Raw genomic sequence first — 17,204 nt, 5'->3', positions numbered from 1 at the left:
GTAAACTTTTAAACTGTTGTTTTTGAGTCTTAATACAAAGATAAATTAGCTAACATTAAAGATATATTTAGCAAACATATCATTTACATTTTATTAAACTAACTCACTTAAAGACAACAAAATATAATCTGGATTTTGAGATTCTAACTGTTCTTTAGTTTGTGCTCCTGATAAAACACCTATGGTTACTCCACAATTGGCATTTTTACCTTCCTCTATATCGATGGCTGAATCTCCAGCTTTTAAAACAAACCTGGTATTGGTTATATTAAATGCTTCCATTGCTTTGTGTATCATTTCTGGATGAGGGCGTCCCTTTTCTACATCAGAGGCAGTTAATAACATATCGTAATGTATGTTCTTGTCCCATGCCAATTTTTCTAACAGCTTTTCTGCTACTTGTCTGTTATAGCCCGTATTTAACACTACTATTATTCCTTTTTGTCTTAAATTGAGCAATACATTCTCTACGCCTTTTATGGGCATTACTTCTAAATTTTCATAAGCTTCATCCAGCATTTTTTTGAACTCTTCAAATATTGCTTCAGAATGCCCCAGTTTACTTGGCATGAATTCAACTAAAACATCTTTAATAGCCTGATGTTTTTCTTTTCCTGCTCCTATTCTTAAAACGGTATTTAAATCAACTGCTACTCCGTGTGCATTTAATGCTTTGTGTAAGGTTTTATACACTACATTTTGCTCATCTACTGTTGTTCCTGCCATATCAAAAACAACCATTTTAATATTTTCTAACATCTATTTACTTAAAATAATTTATTAATACTTTCTTTTGAAAAGCCTGCGCTACCTGTCATTCCTTTTCCTCCAATTCCTGTTACAATGTGTATATTTTCTCCTACCGAATGTTCGAAAAGATCTTTGGTTTTACATTGGCTATAAAATCCTGCCCAACGATGTTGGATTTCGTACGTTGGTAAATCGATAATTTTTTTAGCTTCTTGAATCATGAAGTTATCTATGTCTTCATTCAAGTCAAATCCAAGATCATCTATATTTTTTGCCGTTGCATATTCGTGTGAGTCACCCAAAATAACAGAACCGTCCGTTGCTTGCTTAAATAAAATATGTACTCCGTATTTTTTCTCAAACGAATTCGGGTCTTCATTAGCTTTTATTGTATTCCACGAAGCACATTCTTCAAAAGCTTCGTACCTTCTAATTGTTAACCCTGTTAAAATAGATCCGTCTAGTTGGTAATTCTTTTGTGGTTTTGTTTGCATCATTTGTAGCTTCGATACAATTAAATCACTTTCATTATATATTGACGGATACAGTGTTTTAAAATCACTTCCGTTGCAGATGATTACTTTTGACGCCAATACTTCTTCGGAATTTGATGTTAACACTGATACACCACTGGTAACATTGTTTGTAGCCATCACCTTAGTATTATAGTGTATTGTTACATTCAATTCTTTTTTCATGAACTCATGTAAACGAAGAATCATAACTCTAGGCTCCACAGTTACTTCTTCAGGAAAAAACAATCCTGCTTTACAGTAATCACTTCGCAAGCCAGCATACTTATCTAAGCATTGTTCTTTGGTTAAAAGTTGCGATGCGTAACTATTATTTTTATTAATTTGATGCAATTCTTCTATTAACTGAACTTCTTCTTCGTTTGATGCGATATATACAGTTCCGTTTTGACGTATGGAAACATCAAACTGTTGTTGAATTTCTTTATAAATAGCTAAACTTTCTCTTCCATAGTTTTGCCATTTTTGATTCATTCCTGAAGGTACTACTTGTCCGAAATTACGAACGGTAGCTCCTTGTGGTTTGTTATCTTTTTCTAAAATAGCTACTGACAACCCTTTCTTTGCAGCATGATAGGCATGAAAAGTTCCTAAAACTCCTCCTCCAACAACAATAAGGTCATATTTATGATTCATATACCAATTGATTTATTTTTTGTTCTTTGTTTTTTTTAGCCTTAAAAAAGTAAAAGCTATATAGTGTTATAAGTATTCCTATAAATGCTAATATGTAAAGTGCGTATGTAAAAAAGCTTAGCCATGAAATATCTCCTTTTCCGAAGTTTTTATATAATAGAATTAATATACTTCCCAAGTAACCAAAAGCATCAGCTATGTAGATTAAGAACCCTACATTTCCGTTTATTTTAAAAGTTGCAATCATGCGGTCGAAAAATATTCCGTTAAAAGGCACATAGCAACTATACAATCCTAAACCAGAAATAATCATCCACGTTAATGCTGAAATTTCGTTGTACTGAAATAAATAAGTACTAATAATCACTGCCAAACACGATACAAACAACACATAATGATAGTATACAAATGCTTTGTAGTTTTTGCTAATACTTCCTATTACCCCTAAAATAATGAGTACAATAATGGCTATAGGAATTTCTGAAATACTATAAATTGAAGCGTCTTTGTACCCTAAAGAGTCCCAGATTTCTCGGGCAAAGTTGTCTCTAAAATCTCTTAATGCCGTGAGTAGCATAAAAAAGAAAACGATGAGTATTAAAGGCCCTGAAAATTCTTTGAATAATTTTTTTCTTCCTGCTGAATCTAAGGGTTTACGCACTACTTTAAGTCGTGTATCTTCTGCTGTTGGTTTGGGTAACTTCTCTAGTAACCAAGCAAAAAATATCAACGGAATTATAAAAAACAGTCCCGTTATAAAAGGCATCCAATATTCGTTACACCCAAAGCTATCCAACACTATTTTTCCAACTGATTTTACAGCTCCTGAAGAAACTATAAAGCTCGAGGACAAGATTACTCCTAAGAGTTCTGTGGCTTTTCTTCCTTCCAAATAAGAAAACACAATTCCCCAAACCATGCCTAAGGGCAATCCGTTTAAAAACAGGAATAAGATATTGTAGGGTGCGGGAGTTATAGCAAAACCTAACAAGCTTACTTCAGCGAATAGAATAAAGCTAACTAAAGCGAGCATCCTTTTACCTGATTTCATTTCAGAAATGACTTTAATTCCTATAAACTTTGATAATGTATACCCTACTACTTGGGCTATTATCAAGAGAATTTTATAATCAATTCCCCAAAAACTTTCATCGGCAAAAGTGGCTACTGTAAATGGCTTTCGAAAAGCGTACATACAAAAGTACGTACCGAAAGCTGCTATAGAGGCTCTTGCTACAAATCTTATATTCATACTAACTTTTTTAATAATGCAAGCCCTCATAAAAAATGAGAGCCCGCATTGCATTTATAAACAGAAAATTATTTCATTACAGGTTATACTTTACACCGATGCTTCCTTTTATACCGTAGAATTCTACTTGCTTAGGACGGTCTTCAGTTTTTCCATAATGATAGATTAAGGGATTGTTTAATAGGTTATTTACATCTGTAAAAATGGTCCAGTTTTTACCTATTTGATATGAGGCTGAAAAATCTAGTGTATTGTATTTTCCATAGTAAATATCATCAATATCTCTTTCTCCAAACCCAATGGCATAGCTTCCTTTGTGGTTGTAGGCTAATCGTGTATTGAATCCTCCTTTTTCAAAGAATAATTGTGCATTAAATAAGGTCTTGGCTTGGTATGCAATAGATACTTTTCTTCCACTTGGTTTTGTCATTTCAGAATCCATAAATGTTGCATTTAACTGAGTTCCGAAGTATTGTAAGAATCCTGGTAAGAAATCAAATCGTTTGTTAATTCCTAATTCTATACCACCAATCCAAGCGTCAGCTCCATTTACAGGTGTACTAAACTCTACTCCTGTATTTCCGTTGTAAGTACCTTGATATGTATCGTTGAATACAGGATCTGTAATTGATTTATAGAAAATCCCTGCATTTATTACTCCTACGTTTTTAAAGTAGTACTCTCCTAATAAATCAAAGTTCCATGAGAATGTAGGATTTAAGTTTGGATTCCCTCCTTTAAACTCGTTATCAAATGAAATGAAAGTACCTCCTGGAGCGATATCTCCAAAATTGGGTCTTGAGAAACTTCTTGTTGCAGCAAAACGAATGTTTACATCAGCTTTTGGTGAGTATTTTACATGTAACATTGGCAATACTGCCCAATAATCTTTTACATTTCTTACAGCATTTAATTGACTTTGATCTGCATCCCAAACATAACCGTTTACCTCTGTTTCTGTTTTGGTAGCTCGTAAACCTCCCAATACCGTGAATTGGTCTGATAATTTTAAGGTTCCCATTCCGTAGAATGATAAGTGAGTTTCATCTACATTAAAGTTTCTTCCTAAACCTCCACCGTTTTGTAAAATTTCTGAATCTCCTTCTAAAACAGTTAGGTTATTTTTATTGTTTTTCCAGAAGTTTACCATTCCTTGTTCTGATAATACTGGACCGAAAGTAGCCTGAATATTAGCCCCCATTTCTTTCAAATAATCTGCTCTCCCTGGTTGCTCTATGATATTTTGAGAATACTCTGACAAATTAGGTGTGGTTCCTGCGTTTACTTCATCCCAACCATAATACACGTCCTCAAACTTAGCTCTACGATCTTTATCTCTATATTTTGTACCTACTTTTATTTTAAAGTTGTCATTAAAAGTATGCTCATAATTTAAAGACGCTACAATATTATCACGCTCTTTAATTGATATTTTATACAACTCTAAATCTGCAAATGACATTTGAGATGCATCCATTTTAAATGAAGGATCGCTAAAGAAACCAAATAAAGCATCTGTATCGTTATAGTCTAACAATCCACCATCTGCTTTCCAGTAAGCTCTATCGTCTCCAGCACCACCAGCTGCTTCTGGTCTATTCTGTAAATATTCAGGTTTCATTCCTACGCCATCTTGCTTAAACTTCACTACATAATAGCTCTTGTCTTGCTCTGTTGGAATTCCGCCGTATCTAAATTCATTATTATAATTAGCAATACTCCAATCAAACTTACCATTACCTGTAATATGTCTCCCACCAATTTCACCACCAATCATTTCAGTAATTAATTCATTGTAGATATTTTGTAATTCAACTCTTGCTGTGTTTGTTCCTGAATCGAACTTATCAAAACGTACTCTGTGCTTATAGTGTGTTTCGGTATCTGACAATGTTCCGTACACTCCTCTAAAGTGCATTTTATGCTCTGGTGTAAAATTATACTCCATCGCTCCGTTTAACCCTTTGGTTATTCTTACACCATTGTAATCTCTTAACTCCATTCTAAATACCCCTTCATCACCTTTTCTTCTCGCTTCAAAATTGTCCGTTCCCCAGTTTCTATTCCAATACGAACCGTTGACAATAAATCCAAACTTTCCATCTTTACTTCTATTTCCATACGTTAATGAAGCATTGTAAATAGGCGCTCCAGATTTCTCGTTATATCCTCCACCAACATTTACGTTTAAAACTCTTTTTGCTGGTGCTGTTTGTGTAATAAAGTTTACTCCTCCACCAATACCATCAGCTTCCATATCTGGTGTGTATGCTTTTGCTGCTTGTACATATGAGATTAAATCGGAAGGAAAGAAATCGAAAGCCGTTGCTCTTGAAGTCGTTTCTTCTTCTGCGGTAGGAATACGATTTCCGTTAATTGTTGTAGAAGCCCAGAATGGTGGCAATCCACGAACTGATACAAAACGTCCTTCTCCTTGATCTCTTTCAATAGATAATCCTTGAATACGTTGTACCGTTTCCGCTGCATTTCTGTCTGGTAATTTCCCTATTCCATCTGCTGCAATCACATTCATGATACTCATTGATTTCTTTTGAATACTCAATGCTCTTGCTTCACTGTTTCTTCTTCCTGAAGAGGTAATAATTACTTCTTCTAAATTTTGGTTAGATGGTACTAACGTAATTACGCCTACATTTTTCTTTACATTCGTGTTAATTGAAACTCTTTTTGTTTCAAAACCTATGTACGATATTTCTAAGGTTACTTCCCCTTTTTGGACATTAGACAACACAAAATTTCCATCAAAATCTGTGTTGACACCTTTTGTTGTTCCTGACAACATAACACTAGCACCAGGCAAAGGATAATTTCCATCATTTACTATTCCAACAATAGTAGCCCCCTGACCTAAAGCTGCACTACATGTAAAAAGAACAAATAGTGAACTTAGTAAAAGTTTAAAATTATTCATTGGTTTATTATTTACAATTATTAAAATTAATATTGCAAATCACTAAATTATTTTACTATTTGTAAACTTTTAAACATTAAGAAAACTTTTACGAATTGCTATTATAGCGTAACAGAATTGTTAACACCAAAGGTTTTAGTTTTAACTAAACGTAAACAATACTGTTTTTCAACTAGTTGAGAACTAATTTAGATATGGATACAAACAAAAAACGCTCAACCTTAGTTGAGAGTTCTCTTGTTATACTTTTTTACTAGAAGTAAAAAAAGCGCATTCTTTCGAAAGCGCTTTTAAATTTATTTACAACTTATTTTCTATTGAAAATCAGTGTTTAATTTTATGTAATCTAAGAATTCACGTTTGGTTTCTTTGTTTTTAAATGCTCCACCAAACTCAGCAGTTACTGTACTACTTTCAATATCTTTAATTCCTCGTGAGTTAACGCATAAATGTTTCGCATCTATAACACAGGCAACATCTTGTGTTCCTAATGCTTCTTGCATTGCTTGTACTACTTGCATTGTTAAACGCTCTTGTACTTGCGGACGCTTAGCATAATACTCTACAATACGATTCATCTTAGATAAACCGATTACTTTACCATTTGAAATATACGCCACATGTGCTCTACCAATAATGGGTAACAAGTGGTGTTCACATGTTGAATATACAATAATGTTTTTTTCAACTAACATTTCACCATACTTGTACGTATTGTCAAATGTAGACGCCTCTGGTTTATTTTTAGGGTTTAACCCCATAAACAACTCATTTACGAAAGCTTTGGCAACTCTTTTAGGAGTACCTTGCATGCTATCGTCTGTTAAATCCATTCCTAAGGTTTCAAGAATTTCTCTAACGCTCTCTTGAATTTTTTCAATTTTTTCCTTGTCAGAAATATCGAAAGCATCTGCACGTAAAGGCGTTTTAGCCGATGTACCAATGTGGTTCTCTCCTATTTCATCTATGCTATCGTCATTCATTTTGTTGTTGTTCACTTCAAACATTTCTATCTAAAATTAGTAGGGCGCAAATTTACAACATTGTTGGTAATTTACTGCACTTTATTTATCAATTCGTCTAAAGAACAAGTGGTTTGCTCTCCTGTAGACATATTTTTAACAACAAGCGTACCATTTTCAACGGTGGTCACTACAAACTCAATTTCTCTATTGGTAGCGTATTTCCACTGCTTTTTTTGCTGATTGTTGCTGCTTGCCACGTCTGGATACATTTCTGACTTGATATTGTTTTGTCTTAATGTTTTTATGGCTTTTATTTTATCTAAACTCTCGTTTTCGTCAAAGTTTAAGAACAATACTTTCGGTTTTGGTAATTCTACTGCTTCAAACAGTCCTAATTCTTCCATCACCAAGTAAATTCTATCCAATCCGAAAGATATTCCTACTCCAGAAACATCTTTTAAACCAAAAATACCTGTCAAGTCGTCATAACGACCTCCACCTCCGATAGACCCCATTTTTACACCTTCTGGAGCGGCTACTTCATAAATAGCTCCTGTGTAATAGTTCAATCCTCTAGCTAAGGTTACCTCTAATTCTAAACTAGCTGAATCTAACCCAATACTTTCTACATTATCAACTACGGTTCTTACATCAGCTACTCCTTGTAATCCTTCTTCCGATCCTTGTAACATAGCCTCTAAAGAAGCTAACTTATCTTGATTACTTCCAGAAAAATTAAATAACGGATCCACTTTTTCAATGGCTTCAGCAGAAATCCCTTTCTCCAACATCTCCTTAACCACACCGTCTTTTCCTATTTTATCTAACTTATCTAAAGCCACTGTAAAATCAATCAACTTGTCTGATGCACCAATTACCTCAGCTATTCCAGACAAGATTTTTCGGTTATTGATTTTGATAGTCGTACCATTTAATCCTAACTTACTAAAAACGGTATCATATAATTGAACGAATTCAACTTCTTGCCATAGTGAAGTACTTCCTACCACATCGGCATCACATTGATAAAACTCGCGGAAACGTCCTTTTTGAGGTCTATCCGCTCTCCAAACTGGTTGAATTTGGTAGCGTTTAAAGGGAAACGTAATTTCGTTTTGGTGTTGTACTACGTAACGTGCAAATGGCACTGTTAAGTCGTAACGTAAGGCTTTTTCAGAAATTTTTGAAGTAACTTTTTGACTGTCTTTATTTGCCAATAAGTTTTCATCTACTTTCTTCAAATAATCACCAGAATTCAAGATTTTAAAAATCAATCTATCCCCTTCTTCACCATATTTTCCCATTAATGTAGAAGAGTTTTCAAAACTTGGTGTTTCAATAGGTTGAAATCCGAAATTTTCAAACGAATGTTTAATTGTATTGAAAATATAGTTTCTCTTTGCTACTTCTGTTGATGAAAAATCTCTTGTTCCTTTTGGGATTCCTGGTTTCATTTTATTAGTTTTTAGTCGTTAGTTCTTAGCTGTTAGTTTTTAGTTGTTTGCTGTTAGCCCTAAGTGTACTAAGCATTAACGTATAATTATGATTTTTTCAATTAGGAGTTAATTGACAATTCGTAATTTGTTTTGCGTTTTAGCCTGCAAATATCCGAAAAAAATATGAAGAATAATGTTATTTAGCGCTTGCTTTATTTTTACGTTTTAAACGGTAAATTGTAGCATTCAACTCAAAGCCTAAGAGTAGGATTATGGCGTTTAACCACACGAACAACATTAAAATTAACAGGGTACCAATTGAACCGTATAGTTGGTTGTATTGCGCAAACTTTACTACATAAATTCCAAATAAATAAAAAGTAAACATGGATACTACGGTAGTTAAAATAGCACCTGGTGAAAAGAATTTCACTTCTTTCCCTTGTTTGGTTCCGTATCTAAAAAGTAGGGATACAATGGTAAAAATCATCACTAAAAACAAAAAACCTCTTCCGTAGTAAAACAAATCTAAATCTCCTGTATTTAACCATCCAAACTTATGGATTCTTGTTAGTGCTATTTGATAAAAAATAATCAGTGTTACGGTAACGATTAAGAAAAAAGACATGAGTAACGATACTGCTAACGAAACAACATAAGCTCTAAAAACGCTTCTCATTTCTGTTACATGATACGAATATTCAAACCCACCAAATATGGCGTTTACACCATTTGTCATTAAAAAGATAGACGCTAAAAAACCGAATGATAATAAGCCTCCGTACTGATTGTTAATGATATCTTTTATCACAAAATCTACCGCTTCAAAGGTTTTTGGTGGTAACGCTTCTTGCATTAATGAGAGTAGTCCGTCTTGAAATCCTTCAATCGGGATGTAGGGAATGAGCGTTAAAATGAATAATAAGAATGGAAAGATTGCCATAAAGAAACTAAAAGCAATCCCTCCTGCCCTTGTTGTTAATGCTCCTTTTACAATACCAATAACATACATTTCGAGTACATCGTACAAAGACATTCCTTCTAACCCCGGAATTTTAATCTTCTTTCCAAAGGCCACGAGCCAGTTTATTACTGGAATTTTCTCAAGGTTTTCTTCTATTTGTTTAGTCATTTTTGTTAGCTGCTGGCTTTTGGCTCTATGCTATTAGCTTTTAATTTTTCGTTTTTCACTTTCAACTTTGCATCTTTCAAACTTTTTTCACTTTCAAATTTTACTCCACCACAATATCATACTTATACAATAACCCTATTATGTTTTCATTGGAAAATTTTGCTTTTTTAACCCTATTATTTTCAGGGTCGATTGCAAAATTAGTGGCAGTTGTAAGATCTGCTTTTTCTAAATTCGTCTGATCAAAAATTGCTCCTTTTAAATCACACTCTTTAAAAAGACCTCTACTTAGGTCAGCTTCAACAAAATCTACTTCTTGCAAATTACAACTTATAAATTTTGTAGTAGGGATTTTTAATTGGTAAAAAGAAGATAAGTTTAGCTGGCAGTTATGAAAGCTCATTTCTAGCAAAAAGTTGTTGCATTCGTTAAACTTTACCCCAACCATTTTACAATTTTCAAAAGTGCAATCTTTAAAAAAAGTGTGGTTTACCACTGTATTACTAAAATTACAGTTGATAAACTCACACTCTAAAAATTCAATATTGGAAGCATGTACGTTCTCGAAATTGCAATTCTCAAACGTACAGCTGTCATATTCTCCTTTGTTGATTTTCGTGAGTGTAAAATCAACTTTTGTGAACGTTTCGTTGTCAAAGAAATCATTCATTTATTGTAATCCTCTCGCTTTTAACATTGGTTCAGCTTGTGGATCTCTTCCTGCGAAAACTTTATACATTGCTGCATAGTCCATCGTGTTTCCTTTCGATAAGATTTGCTCTCTAAACTTCTGACCGTTTTCTCTGGTTAACAATCCGTTGTTTTTAAACCAATCGTAGGCATCGTGACTTAACATTTCTGTCCATAAATACGAGTAGTACCCTGCACCGTATCCTCCGCTAAAAATATGTGCGAAATAGGTTGAACGGTATCTTGGTGGCACCTCATCAATCTTCAACTTCATTTTAGCCAATGCTTCTTCTTCAAATTTAGCTACATCTTCAATGTTTGTATCTGCTGAAATAGTGTGCCATTGCATATCTAAATTAGAAGATGCTAAGTTTTCAATAATTGAATACCCTTGATTGAACGTTCCTGCATTCTTAATTTTTTGTAATAAGGCATCTGGAATCACCTCTCCTGTTTTATAATGTAAAGCATAGTTATTTAACACCTCTGGATGTGTTGACCAGTTTTCATTGAACTGCGAAGGAAACTCTACAAAGTCTCTTGCCGTACTTGTTCCTGAAATGGATGCATATTTTTGGTTTCCGAATAACCCGTGTAACGCGTGTCCGAACTCATGGAACGTAGTTTCTACATTATCAAAACTGATTAATGCTGGTTCTCCTTCTGCTGGTTTAGGGTAGTTACAAACGTTGTAAATTACTGGTTTTTGTCCTCTTAATTTCGATTGTTTTACAAAAGCTCCCATCCACGCACCACCGCGCTTACTGTCTCTTGCAAAGAAGTCTCCGTAGAACAATCCTAACTTGCTTCCGTCTTCTTCAAAGATTTCATACACTACTACATCTGGGTGATAGGTAGGAATATCGGTACGCTTTTTAAAGGTGATTCCGTATAATTTTGTAGCCGCATAAAACACCCCTTTTTCTAATACGTTGGTTAACTCAAAATATGGTTTTACCTCGTCTTCGTTTAAGTTGTATTTAGACTTACGTACTTTTTCAGCAAAATGATTCCAATCGTATGGTGCTAAAGTAAAATCGTTTCCTTCTTTGTTGATTTCTGCTTGAATTTCTTTCGTTTCAGCAGCTACTTTTGATAACGACCCCGGAATTAATCCGTTGAACATTTCAAAAACTTTATCTGGTGTAGATGCCATTGTTCCTTGTAAACTCCAGCTTGCAAAGTTGTCAAAACCTAAGATTTGTGCTTTTTTAGCACGTAACGAAGCCATTTTCTTTACTAAATCGCTTGTGTTATACTCACCCGCATCAGTTCTGTGAATTGATTTTTCAAACAATTCTTTACGAACTTCTCTATTTTCTAAAGTTTGTAATAGAGGTTGTTGTGTCGTATTAATCAGTTGGATTTCGTACTTACCGTCTTTCTCTAAACCTTTAATTGTTTCTTCTGAAAGTCCTTTTAACTGTTCTTTATCGGTAACCGTTAACCCTCCTTTTTTACTAGCATCTAGTAACTTTTTTCCGAAGTCGTTAGATAAGCTTGCTAATTCTGCATTGATTTCTTTTAGCTCGTTTTTCTTTTCTTCAGATAAGTTAGCACCTGCTTTTACAAACTTTTTATACTGTTCTTTAACCAAGTGTTTAGACTCAGCATCCAATTCTAGATTCTCTAAATTATCGTGTACCGCTTTTATTTTTTCAAACAACTTAGTGTTTAATAAAATTTCATCGTTGTGTTTAGAAAACTTAGGCGCTAATTCTTTTTGATTGTCTTTAATTGTATCGTTTGTATGTGCTCCTGCTAATGCATAAAAAACAGCCTCAACATTATCTAACGTTTTACTACTTTCTTCAAAAGCGATAATTGTATTTTCAAATGTTGGTGCTTCTGTGTTTGCTATAATTTTAGCTATTTCTTCATTTTGAACTTCCATACCTTTTAAAATTGCAGGCATAAAGTGTTCGTTCTTTATTTTAGTAAAATCTGGTGCTCCAAAGTCTAAAGAACTTTTTACTAATAATGGATTTTCTACCATGTTTGAAGTGGTTTCTTTTTTAGTTTGCTCTGTTTTACACGACATAGCTACTACTAGCGTTGCTATGAGTAATAGTTGTTTTTTCATTGGTTTGTTTTTTTAGTATTTAAACAAAGTGAACGTAATTACCTGTTAAGATTACTTCGTTTCACTCGTAATGACGATTCTTTATTAATCAACAGCTTTTAAGCTTAAATCCATATTATATACTGAATGTGTTAAGGCTCCAGACGAAATAAAATCAACCCCACACTCTGCATATTCTCTAATGGTCTTTTCATTGATTCCTCCAGAAGATTCTGTTAAACACTGATCTCCTATCATAGCTACTGCCTTACGGGTATCTTCATAGTTAAAGTTGTCTATCAAAATTCTGTACACACCTTCGTTTTGTAAAATCTCTTCAATTTCTTCTAGGCTACGTGCTTCTACAATTATTTTAATATCCAATCCTTTTTCTGCTAAGTATTTTTTGGTTTTGGTAATTGCTTGTGTAATTCCGCCAGCAAAATCAATGTGATTATCTTTAATCATTACCATATCGTATAAAGCAAATCGGTGGTTTTCACCGCCTCCTATTTTTACCGCCCATTTTTCTAAAGCACGAATTCCTGGTGTAGTTTTACGAGTGTCTAACACCTTGGTTTTGGTTCCTTCTAACAAATTGGCAAAAAACTTAGTTTTGGTTGCAATAGCACTCATACGTTGCATTGCGTTTAGTACCAAACGTTCTGCCATTAAAATAGACTGTGATTTTCCTGATACATAAAAAACAATATCTCCGTACTTTACGGGTGAACCATCATTAATCAACGTTTCTACTTTTAAATCGGCATCTACATAGTTAAACACCATTTTGGCAAATTCTACTCCAGCTATTATTCCTTCGTCTTTTACTAATAGTTTTGCTTTTCCTGTTGCCTCGGCAGGTATGCATGATAATGAGGTATGGTCTCCATCTCCTATATCTTCTCTAATAGCATTGGCTATAATTAAATCTAACTCTTTATTAAATTGTTCTTGTGAAATCATAGTATTGAATTGTTGAGGTAAAAATACAATTATTTTTAGTTCTCTGTTTTGAGTTCTCTGCTTATTGTTGTGTAATTTTTACGGTTTCTTTACTAACAAAATTCTAAACCTGTTACAGGTTGTTTTTCATTTTATACTACTTTGTGTGTATGGTATTTGTTTAGCGTATTATCTTACACTTTATATCATCGTGCATTTTGAGAAAATTCTGTCAATTCGAGTGAATTTTACGAGTGAAATGAGTGAAGTTTGTATCGAGAAAAAGAGTTGTAGTGTTTAGATTTGTTCTCGATGGTTCTACTGATCGAAGTCGATGTACGATTTTCGTACTTCAAAATCACTCGAATTGACAGTTTTCTATTTTTGTATCTAAAGGCAAACTGGTTTAATCTATTCGTTTTCTTTGCTTGTCCAATGAAAAAAATCAAAAGAAAAGACACTTTTCCTTAGGTTTTTTTTCAGTTTTCACTGAAAACCTTTTGTCAAACTTTGCGTTGTTTTTTCATTAAAAAACAACTGAATTTCAAAACCTTGCATGCATTATTCTTGAGAAAAAGAGTTGTAGCGTTTAAATTAGTTCTCGATAGTTCTACTGAGCGAAGTCGATGTATGATTTTCGTACTTCAAAATCACTCGAACTGACAGTTTTCTATTTTTGGTCTCTAAAGGCATCAACTGGTTTAATCTATTCGTTTTCTTTGCTTGTCCAAAGAAAAGAATCAAAAGAAAAGACACTTTTCCTTAGGATTTTTTCAGTTTTCACTGAAAACCATTTGTCAAACTTTGCGTTGTTTTTTCATTAAAAAACAACTGAATTTCAAAGCTTTGACTGCATTATTCTTGAAAAAAAGAGTTATTGCGTTTAAATTAGTTCTCGATAGTTCTACTGAGCGAAGTCGATGTACGATTTTCGTACTTCAAAATCACTCGAACTGACAGTTTTCTATTTTTGGTCTCTAAAGGCACCTACAGATTTGACACTCTTGATTTATTTTCTTGCTTTTACGACTGTTTTTTACTTCTTCTTGTTTGTTTTTTATATTTTGCTTTCTAAAAACTAACCGAATTTTAAAACTTACGTGTTGTAAAGATTAAGAAATTTTCTTTCAACCTTTAACTACTCTTATATCATGGCTATAAACTACCCTTTTGGTCTTCCGTTAAAACATAATTTTGCTGAGTTTGTACACTACAACGGTTTATTTCTTCCGCATGAAACTGATAGAATTTTGAATTTATGGAATGAGAATCAAAAAATTAAGGCTACGCTTAGCGGATCTGACACTTATGATGATGAGCTTAGAAAAAGCGATGTGATGTTTATTGAAAATACGCCTGAAACTGAATGGATTTACAACCGATTGGCAGGGTTGGCTATTCAGTGTAATAACGAGCGATATTGGTTTGATTTATTGGGTTTTCATAACAATTTGCAATTGGCTAGTTATACTGAGGGTGATTTTTTTGATTGGCATTTGGATTTTGGTGCGGGTGAAATTTCTGATAGAAAACTGAGTATTTCCATGCAGTTATCTGACCCTGATGAGTATGAGGGTGGTGATTTACAGTTTATGCTGAATCAAAAAATTGTAAGTGCTCCTAGAGAGAAAGGGACCATCATTGTTTTTCCTTCTTTTATGATGCATCGTGTTACCCCTATTACTAAAGGGGTTCGTAAGTCTATTGTGGGTTGGGTTGCAGGACCTCCGTATAGGTAGTGGTTAGTCTTTAGTTATTAGTTTTTAGTGCTTAGTTGTTGGTTTTTAGTTATTAGTTGTTAGTGCTTAGTTGTTAGCTCTTAGCGATTAGCGATTAGCTCCTGGTAATTAGTAACTTACCTCTACGTAAAGCTCTTACAATGTTACGGTAGTTGCCTTTTATATAAAGGTCTGTGCCGTGGTGTCTGCGGAGTATGCCGTGATATTAGCGACCCGTGCCGTGGTGTCTTCGGAGCACGCCGTGATATTAGCGACCCGTGCCGTGGTATCTGCGGAGCATGCCGTGATATTAGCGACCCGTGCCGTGGTGTCTGCGGAGCATGCCGTGATATCAGCGACCCGTGCCGTGGTGTCTGCGGAGCACGCCGTGATATTAGCGACCCATGCCGTGGTATCTGCGGAGCATGTCGTGATATCAGCGACCCGTGCCGTGGTGTCTGCGGAGCACGCCGTGATATCAGCAACCCGTGCCGTGGTGTCAACGGAGCATGCCGTGATATCAGCGACCCGTGCCGTGGTGTCAACGGAGCATGCCGTGATATCAGCGACCTTGACTACTACATCTAAAGTCGTTAGTGACACGTAACACTACTTTTATTACTTAAATAATTGAGCTTATGGGATTCCGTAAGAATGTATGAACGCTTTGTATTAGGTTCGCCGGAATTGTACAATTAATTAACAAATAGCGATAACTCGTTAATAACTTTATTTCAAGTAAAGTATTGGTTTTATTATATTTGGTAGCGTATGAAAATTGCTAAGCTTTATGATATCACATGCTTTTATCGGGATAAAAGAAGTAACGTTTGACATAAAACTAGTTGTGCATAATTACACAAAATGAAAATAGTACTTGATTCAAACATAATAATAGCTGATTTTTGGATGGAATCTACAAACTTTACGATTCTTTTTGAAAGTGCTAAAAACGGAAGTATTGAAATATACATTCCAGAAGTTGTAATTGATGAAATTAAAAATAAATATTCTCAAAGATTAAAGAAATCTAAAACCGATATTAAAACTGAACTTAATAAGTTTAACAAATTATCTAAACAAAATATTGGTGAAATATTAATAGATCAAAATATAAATGATGCAATTGAAAAATACGCTATACATCTTGATAATATAATTAGAGATAATAAAATTCAAATTCTGCCATATCCGAAAGTTAGCCACAAGTTTATTGCTAAAAAAGCAATAAAAAAAACTAAGCCTTTTAATGCTAATGAAAAAGGATATAGAGATAATCTAATTTGGGAAAACATAAAGAACTTGCTCACAGACGAAGAACTTGCTGTAGCATTTCCTGAATTAGTTTTTATAACAAATAATCACAAGGATTTTTCCGAAAACAATACTCGAATTCCGCATAAAGAATTATTAAAGGAATTAGAAGAACGTGAATTTTCTACTAAATCAGTTGTTATCTACCCAAGTCTAAGTGAATATAATGATAAACAAGGGAAACTTTTCTTTGAACAAGCAACAATTTTTGAAGAGAAATTAAAAGCAGGTGAATTTTACGATTTAGATTTAACACAAATCACAAGTAAATACTTATTTGAAAACTTCGTTGGATCAGAATTGCATATGTATGATGTAGATGTCCCTAAAAACTATAGCGAGCCAACTGTGAGAAGTATATCTGAAGACTACAAAGTAGAAATAGAATCAGTGAAAAAGTTAAATAACAATCAATTCATTATTGATGTTAAATTTGAAGTTGAAGCGGAGATTGATTTTTTTGTAGATAAACACGAATATTATTATTTGAATGAAGAACATTCTTTTTCAATAGAAGATTCTAACTGGAATAAATGGGTAATGTGGGCATCAGCATCAATTAATGTACCTCTTTCAATGATAATTATAATTAATAATGATTTAGAAATTATTAATTGTCAAATAGATAAAGTTAATGAAAACTATGCACAACAATATGTATAAAAAGTAGCTAATTAGGTGCTTAACCAAAAGATCCCTCTCTATTTACTAAGATCTTCAAATTTTGAATTTGGCTTTTAAAATGAATAAATTAAAAACAAAATATAAAAATTCGGTTCTGTGTTAATCCGAAAAGTTAGTCCCTTTTTGCATGTTAGGGCTAAATTAAAAAAACAAGA

12 protein-coding genes are annotated in these 17,204 nt (G+C 33.8%); 2 read left to right on the top strand and 10 right to left on the bottom strand.

The window, feature by feature from the left end; all coding sequences use genetic code 11:
- Window positions 1–93 precede the first annotated feature (93 nt).
- The 10 genes from V1T75_RS13810 to nadC all read right to left on the bottom strand — a co-directional run bounded on the left by V1T75_RS13810 (window position 94) and on the right by nadC (window position 13,354).
- On the bottom strand, window positions 94–759 hold the full coding sequence (locus tag V1T75_RS13810) for a phosphonatase-like hydrolase (protein WP_330489090.1): 666 nt from the start codon (window positions 757–759) through the stop codon (window positions 94–96).
- An 8-nt stretch (window positions 760–767) separates the two neighbouring features.
- Window positions 768–1,919 (bottom strand): TIGR03364 family FAD-dependent oxidoreductase, encoded by a 1,152-nt coding sequence (locus V1T75_RS13805; RefSeq protein ID WP_330489089.1) that lies wholly within the window; start codon window positions 1,917–1,919, stop codon window positions 768–770.
- On the bottom strand, window positions 1,909–3,171 hold the full coding sequence (locus tag V1T75_RS13800) for a DUF5690 family protein (RefSeq protein ID WP_330489088.1): 1,263 nt from the start codon (window positions 3,169–3,171) through the stop codon (window positions 1,909–1,911). The genes V1T75_RS13805 and V1T75_RS13800 overlap by 11 nt, the downstream gene beginning before the upstream one ends.
- A 76-nt stretch (window positions 3,172–3,247) precedes the next feature.
- Window positions 3,248–6,103, bottom strand: a complete 2,856-nt coding sequence (locus tag V1T75_RS13795) for a TonB-dependent receptor (RefSeq protein WP_330489087.1) — start codon at window positions 6,101–6,103, stop codon at window positions 3,248–3,250.
- Between the two features lie 314 nt (window positions 6,104–6,417).
- The gene (gene folE, locus V1T75_RS13790; RefSeq protein ID WP_330489086.1) at window positions 6,418–7,110 is read right to left on the bottom strand and encodes a GTP cyclohydrolase I FolE; all 693 of its coding nucleotides are present in this window, start codon (window positions 7,108–7,110) and stop codon (window positions 6,418–6,420) included.
- Between the two features lie 47 nt (window positions 7,111–7,157).
- Window positions 7,158–8,522, bottom strand: coding sequence for a histidine--tRNA ligase (hisS, locus tag V1T75_RS13785; protein WP_330489085.1), 1,365 nt, complete (start codon window positions 8,520–8,522; stop codon window positions 7,158–7,160).
- Between the two features lie 178 nt (window positions 8,523–8,700).
- Window positions 8,701–9,636, bottom strand: a complete 936-nt coding sequence (locus V1T75_RS13780; RefSeq protein ID WP_330489084.1) for a YihY/virulence factor BrkB family protein — start codon at window positions 9,634–9,636, stop codon at window positions 8,701–8,703.
- A 100-nt stretch (window positions 9,637–9,736) separates the two neighbouring features.
- The gene (locus tag V1T75_RS13775; RefSeq protein ID WP_330489083.1) at window positions 9,737–10,306 is read right to left on the bottom strand and encodes a pentapeptide repeat-containing protein; all 570 of its coding nucleotides are present in this window, start codon (window positions 10,304–10,306) and stop codon (window positions 9,737–9,739) included.
- Window positions 10,307–12,409, bottom strand: a complete 2,103-nt coding sequence (locus V1T75_RS13770) for a M3 family metallopeptidase (RefSeq protein WP_330489082.1) — start codon at window positions 12,407–12,409, stop codon at window positions 10,307–10,309.
- An 84-nt stretch (window positions 12,410–12,493) separates the two neighbouring features.
- On the bottom strand, window positions 12,494–13,354 hold the full coding sequence (nadC, locus tag V1T75_RS13765) for a carboxylating nicotinate-nucleotide diphosphorylase (protein WP_047790486.1): 861 nt from the start codon (window positions 13,352–13,354) through the stop codon (window positions 12,494–12,496).
- 1,130 nt (window positions 13,355–14,484) lie between these two features.
- Between nadC and V1T75_RS13760 the strand changes: the two genes are divergently transcribed.
- Window positions 14,485–15,072, top strand: coding sequence for a 2OG-Fe(II) oxygenase (locus V1T75_RS13760; RefSeq protein WP_125343691.1), 588 nt, complete (start codon window positions 14,485–14,487; stop codon window positions 15,070–15,072).
- An 843-nt stretch (window positions 15,073–15,915) separates the two neighbouring features.
- Entirely contained in the window at window positions 15,916–17,028 is a 1,113-nt protein-coding gene (locus V1T75_RS13755) for a PIN domain-containing protein (RefSeq protein WP_330489081.1), read from the top strand.
- Window positions 17,029–17,204: the final 176 nt, after the last annotated feature.

It is taken from the genome of Tenacibaculum sp. FZY0031, assembly GCF_036350695.1.
Classification (GTDB): Bacteria; Bacteroidota; Bacteroidia; order Flavobacteriales; family Flavobacteriaceae; genus Polaribacter.
This window is presented reverse-complemented; position numbering and strand designations above follow the sequence as displayed.

Bases quoted from the DNA above. Each gene is read 5' to 3' on its own strand.
- V1T75_RS13810 (WP_330489090.1), bottom strand. From the start codon at position 759: ATGTTAGAAAATATTAAAATGGTTGTTTTTGATATGGCAGGAACAACA.
- V1T75_RS13805 (WP_330489089.1), bottom strand. From the start codon at position 1,919: ATGAATCATAAATATGACCTTATTGTTGTTGGAGGAGGAGTTTTAGGA.
- V1T75_RS13800 (WP_330489088.1), bottom strand. From the start codon at position 3,171: ATGAATATAAGATTTGTAGCAAGAGCCTCTATAGCAGCTTTCGGTACG.
- V1T75_RS13795 (WP_330489087.1), bottom strand. From the start codon at position 6,103: ATGAATAATTTTAAACTTTTACTAAGTTCACTATTTGTTCTTTTTACA.
- folE (WP_330489086.1), bottom strand. From the start codon at position 7,110: ATGTTTGAAGTGAACAACAACAAAATGAATGACGATAGCATAGATGAA.
- hisS (WP_330489085.1), bottom strand. From the start codon at position 8,522: ATGAAACCAGGAATCCCAAAAGGAACAAGAGATTTTTCATCAACAGAA.
- V1T75_RS13780 (WP_330489084.1), bottom strand. From the start codon at position 9,636: ATGACTAAACAAATAGAAGAAAACCTTGAGAAAATTCCAGTAATAAAC.
- V1T75_RS13775 (WP_330489083.1), bottom strand. From the start codon at position 10,306: ATGAATGATTTCTTTGACAACGAAACGTTCACAAAAGTTGATTTTACA.
- V1T75_RS13770 (WP_330489082.1), bottom strand. From the start codon at position 12,409: ATGAAAAAACAACTATTACTCATAGCAACGCTAGTAGTAGCTATGTCG.
- nadC (WP_047790486.1), bottom strand. From the start codon at position 13,354: ATGATTTCACAAGAACAATTTAATAAAGAGTTAGATTTAATTATAGCC.
- V1T75_RS13760 (WP_125343691.1), top strand. From the start codon at position 14,485: ATGGCTATAAACTACCCTTTTGGTCTTCCGTTAAAACATAATTTTGCT.
- V1T75_RS13755 (WP_330489081.1), top strand. From the start codon at position 15,916: ATGAAAATAGTACTTGATTCAAACATAATAATAGCTGATTTTTGGATG.